The following is a 4,925-nucleotide window of genomic DNA, read 5'->3' as shown; positions in this document are numbered from 1 at the left end:
CAATCGCCTTAGCTACGTCCACAATATGATAAGAGGGGATTTTGGGAATAAAAATCTCACCTCCCAAATGATGCCCAATAGCAAACATTACCAGATCCACTCCAGCTTGAAGGGAGATATTAAAGCGGGTCATCCGCATATCCGTAATCGGTAGTTCTTTAACTCCACTATCCCGCTTATTAATAAAAAATGGAATTACAGATCCTCGTGATCCCATAACATTTCCGTATCTAACAACAGAAAACCTAATATCTTTAGAGCCGCTGATGTTATTAGCAGCTGTAAACAATTTATCAGAAGTCAGTTTTGTGGCTCCATAAAGATTTATTGGTGCACAAGCTTTATCCGTCGATAATGCAACTACATGTTTCACGCCGGTTTGTAAAGCTGCATTAATTACATTTTGTGCTCCGTGAACGTTGGTCTTGATACATTCATCCGGATTGTACTCTGCCGTATCAACTTGTTTTATTGCCGCTGCATGAATGATGACATCAATGCCTTCGCAAGCGCGTTTCAAACGTTCCCCATCCCGAACGTCTCCGATAAAAAAGCGTAATTGGTGATAATCTTTTTCCGGATATTTTTGCTTTAGTTCAAATTGTTTCAACTCATCCCGGGAGTAAATAACGATTTTTTTGACATTCGGATAATCCCGTAATATAGTCTCTACAAACTTTTTACCGAAGGAACCTGTACCTCCGGTAATAAGAACTGATTTATTGTTTAGCATTGCTATATAATTTTATTATAAATATTTTATCGGTAAAGTATTAAATATAATATGTTTAAGGCTGTCAGCTTAAAGTGTATTATGAGATGAATGAATCCTCCGGAAAAAACGCTCGTTTTTATTGGTGGAAAAACTGCTGACTACCCTGTTTTAGATTTATTTTGTCCAGACCAACAATTTATTTTCGCCGGGTATAAAGTATTCGGCTTCTTGTTTTGGCAAAATGATTGTATAGCAAATTTGTCGTTTTACTATTTTACCGGCCTTCTGAATCAAATTTTCAAAATAATCGACATCTATATTTTTACCGGCAATTACTAAATCGATCAGATCGGAATCCTTCCCGACAGCAAAATCACCACGTACCCATACTTTCGAAATATCTCCGACCCGTTCAACCACCTCTTCTATAACCTGAGTGATTCCGCTATGCTTTAATACCAACCGATGAATATCATTGAAAAGGGGATGAGCGGAATTAGCATGATATACCTTTCTATTTCCTTTGTTCTCGGCTTTCAGTAAACCGGCATTTTCCAGGTGGTTCAGTTCAAGACGAAGGGCATTCGTCGATTCCCCGAATTCGTCGGCCAGACCACGCAAATAAGCATGAGTAGACGTATTCAGAAAGAATTTCAGCAATAACTTGATACGGGTTTTGGATGTAATCAGACTATCCAGCATGGATTCGTAAAATAAAACTGCTATTTACAGCTTCGCCTGGTAAGTCCCATTTTCCATATAGGACAGAAAGAAATTTGAATGAGAATGCAAAATAGTTTTGTTTTTGCGCAACAAAATTACTCATTTCTTTGGATAATATCAAAAGAAAAACTCATTTTTATCCAGTTATAAATTTTTCCATACGCAATATATCATTAAATAACTAAAAGACAATATATTTGCATATTACATAATATATTGATTATGATAAAAATACCAGGCACTAAATTTTCGCAATCACGGTTTTCTTTTGACTGCCAAAGGCTGGACGTTATCACCTGCATATGACATGAACCCAATGCTGAATGAGTATCAAAATTTGCTTGTCTCATCAACTTCCAATAAAGCAGACCTTAATGTTTTGCTTGATACCTGCGAAGATTATATGCTTAACCTGAAAACTGCCCCAAAAATTATTTCAGAAGTAGTTGAAGCTATGAAAGAATGGAGTAAACTGGGGATATGACTTGAAATCTCTAAACGAGAGATGGATATGTTTACCGGAGTGTTGGATAAACGACGAATAGGTATTGCTATTTAGTTAGTAATAACATGTGAACCGGAGTCAGAACTATATTGGACTGCAATATGCAAAGTATACAGTGCATTTTTGATTTGATCAGTCCGGATTACAACCGATCATCCTCTTCATTTCTTTCTGCCTCATCACTGTTCTTCCACTCCTGTCAGTCAATACTACTATAACTTCCCCCTTTCACTCTATTTTTATCTCCCACCCCAATAGGAGATATAACAAAGGTGTATCGGAAGTGAATCGGTAATAATGTAGGAGAACACCTGAAATACACCTGAAGAAGACCAGAAAAATGCCAATAAAAACGAGCGTTTTTTCGGGGATTATTTAACCATGAAAATTTCATAAAATCACTTTAAATAAAATATTTCATCAAATTGATATTTAGTGTTTTTGTGTCTCTTTCCAATTTTGACTTATCTAAATTATTAATAATATTTCCAAATGAAAAATTTTGCATTGATCGGTGCGGCAGGCTATATCGCCCCACGCCATTTACGTGCTATTAAAGATACCGGTAACCGTTTAGTTGCGGCATACGATAAATTCGATAGTGTCGGAATTATGGATAGTTTCTTCCCTGAAGCTTCGTTTTTTACTGAGATGGAACTGTTCGACAGGCATTGTTCAAAATTGAAAAGGACGGATAAACAAGTGGATATGGTATCCATCTGTACTCCCAATTATTTGCATGATGCACATATTCGTTACGGCTTACGGCTGGGTTCCGACGTAATCTGTGAAAAACCTTTGGTATTGAATCCTTGGAATATCGATGCCCTGGCGGAAGTTGAAAAGGAGACTGGGCATAAAGTCAATAATATTCTTCAGCTCCGGCTCCACGAATCCATCAAAGCCCTGAAGAAACGCATCGATGAGGGGCCAAAAGACAAGGTATACGACGTAGACCTCACTTATATCACTTCACGCGGAAACTGGTATTATACCAGTTGGAAAGGAGATATCCGGAAAAGCGGTGGAGTAGCAACCAATATCGGAGTTCATTTTTATGACATGCTGACTTGGATTTTCGGTTCGGTGAAGGAAAATATCGTACATGTGAAAAGTCATGATCGGGTAGCTGGTTTCTTGGGTTTAGAGAAAGCACGGGTTCGGTATTTCCTGAGTATCAACGGTGATAATCTGCCGGAAAATGCCGTGCAGGGGGAAAAACGTACTTATCGTTCCATTCAGATCGAAGGAGAAGAATTTGAGTTCAGTCAGGGATTTACCGAGTTGCATACGGAGAGCTACAGACATATTTTATCCGGAGAAGGCTTTGGTTTGGACGAAGTACGTAACTGTATCAATATTGTACATGCAATTCGCAATGCAGAACCGATCGGTTTGAAAGGCGATTATCATCCGCTGGCAAAATTTCCTTTGGTAAAACATCCTTTTGGCTGGGACAGATAAGATTCGGAAAAGTATGGTAATGAAATTGAATATGGTCGACCTGAAAGGTCAGTACGATAAAATCCGGGAGGAGGTAAATGCTGAAATCCAAAAGGTGCTGGACACAACCGCATTTATAAATGGTCCTAAAGTGAAGGAATTTGCTTTTCATCTGGCGGAATATAACCGGGTGAAGCACGTCATTCCCTGTGGTAACGGTACCGATGCTTTGCAGATTGCTTTGATGGCTCTCGGTCTGAAACCGGGGGATGAGGTGGTTGTCCCTGCTTTTACATACGTGGCTACTGCGGAGGTGATCGGTCTGCTCGGGTATACTCCGGTTATGGTCGATGTGGATTATACTTCTTTCAATGTTACCGTTAAGAATATAGAGCGGGCTTTAACTGCCAAGACGAAAGTTATCGTTCCGGTGCATCTGTTCGGCCAGAGCTGTGATATGGAGCCTATTCTTAAATTTGCTTCCGAGCATCATTTATATGTCGTAGAAGATAATGCTCAGGCAATCGGGGCTGAATATACTTTTTCAGACGGCACCAAAAAGAAAACCGGAACTATGGGGACTATCGGTTGCACTTCTTTTTTTCCATCCAAAAATTTAGGATGCTATGGAGATGGCGGGGCACTGATGACAGATGACGATGAACTGGCCGAAAAAATCCGGATGATTGCCAATCATGGTCAGAAAGTAAAATATCATCATTCGGTACTGGGATGTAATTCCAGGCTGGACACCTTACAGGCAGCTATTCTGGATGTGAAGCTGAAACATTTGGATGAATACGGTGCTGCACGTTATGAAGCTGCTCAGTATTATACCCGGAGGCTGAGTGGTATCGAAGGGATAATTACTCCGGCTGAGATGCCTTATTCCACTCATGTTTACCATCAATACACCTTAAAAGTGCTGAATGGCCGTCGGGATGTTTTGAAGAAGTTTCTGGAGGAGGGGGGGATTCCTGCGATGATTTATTATCCATTGCCTTTGCAACAGCAGGAAGCATTTAAGCCTATTACACGGGCTGCCGAATCATTGGACATGGCTGAGCAGTTGGCTTATTCCGTACTGTCACTGCCGATTCATACTGAAATGACCCCTGAACAGCAGGATCTTGTCATTGAACGGATCAAAGAATTTTATAAATCCTGATTATGAAACAGAAATATTTTGCTCATGAAACGGCTGTTATAGATGAAAATTGTCAGATTGGGGAAGGAACGAAAATCTGGCATTTCAGTCATATTATGACAGGATGTGTGATCGGGACGAATTGCAATATCGGTCAGAATGTAGTGATCTCTCCGGAGGTCGTCTTGGGAAACAATGTGAAAGTGCAGAATAATGTATCGGTTTATACCGGAGTAACTTGTGAAGACGATGTTTTCCTGGGGCCTTCCTGTGTATTTACTAATGTTACCAATCCCCGGAGTGCCGTCAACCGGAAATCCCAGTATGCTGGGACTCATGTAGGGAAAGGGGCGACAATCGGTGCAAATGCTACCGTTGTTTGCGGACACGAT

The 4,925-nt window shown here is 40.1% G+C and carries 5 protein-coding genes and 1 pseudogene; 4 read left to right on the top strand and 2 right to left on the bottom strand.

Annotated features, from left to right (window positions below; all coding sequences use genetic code 11):
* Positions 1 to 733 (bottom strand): UDP-N-acetylglucosamine 4,6-dehydratase (inverting) (gene pseB / locus WS42_RS14220; protein ID WP_046451313.1); only part of this gene is annotated, 733 nt, incomplete at its 3' end.
* 156 nt (positions 734 to 889) lie between these two features.
* On the bottom strand, positions 890 to 1,417 hold the full coding sequence (locus WS42_RS14215) for a helix-turn-helix domain-containing protein (RefSeq protein WP_022160494.1): 528 nt from the start codon (positions 1,415 to 1,417) through the stop codon (positions 890 to 892).
* 265 nt (positions 1,418 to 1,682) lie between these two features.
* On the opposite strand from WS42_RS14215, the pseudogene WS42_RS15710 reads away from it, so the two are divergent.
* The 4 genes and pseudogenes from WS42_RS15710 to WS42_RS14200 form a co-directional block, all read left to right on the top strand.
* A pseudogene (locus WS42_RS15710) lies at positions 1,683 to 1,922 on the top strand (HipA domain-containing protein); the annotation flags it as partial.
* A gap of 513 nt (positions 1,923 to 2,435) precedes the next feature.
* The gene (locus tag WS42_RS14210; protein WP_046451312.1) at positions 2,436 to 3,407 is read left to right on the top strand and encodes a Gfo/Idh/MocA family oxidoreductase; all 972 of its coding nucleotides are present in this window, start codon (positions 2,436 to 2,438) and stop codon (positions 3,405 to 3,407) included.
* A 13-nt stretch (positions 3,408 to 3,420) separates the two neighbouring features.
* The gene (locus WS42_RS14205; RefSeq protein ID WP_046451311.1) at positions 3,421 to 4,554 is read left to right on the top strand and encodes a DegT/DnrJ/EryC1/StrS family aminotransferase; all 1,134 of its coding nucleotides are present in this window, start codon (positions 3,421 to 3,423) and stop codon (positions 4,552 to 4,554) included.
* Positions 4,555 to 4,556: 2 nt separating this feature from the next.
* Positions 4,557 to 4,925, top strand: a 369-nt coding sequence (locus WS42_RS14200) for an N-acetyltransferase (RefSeq protein WP_046451310.1), incomplete at its 3' end; no start/stop codon positions are given.

Source organism: Odoribacter sp. N54.MGS-14 (assembly GCF_000980295.1).
Lineage (GTDB): Bacteria > Bacteroidota > Bacteroidia > Bacteroidales > Marinifilaceae > Odoribacter > Odoribacter splanchnicus.
This window is presented reverse-complemented; position numbering and strand designations above follow the sequence as displayed.

Coding starts and splice junctions, on each gene's coding strand:
- WS42_RS14210 (WP_046451312.1), top strand. CDS start 2,436: ATGAAAAATTTTGCATTGATCGGTGCGGCAGGCTATATCGCCCCACGC.
- WS42_RS14205 (WP_046451311.1), top strand. CDS start 3,421: ATGGTAATGAAATTGAATATGGTCGACCTGAAAGGTCAGTACGATAAA.
- WS42_RS14215 (WP_022160494.1), bottom strand. CDS start 1,417: ATGCTGGATAGTCTGATTACATCCAAAACCCGTATCAAGTTATTGCTG.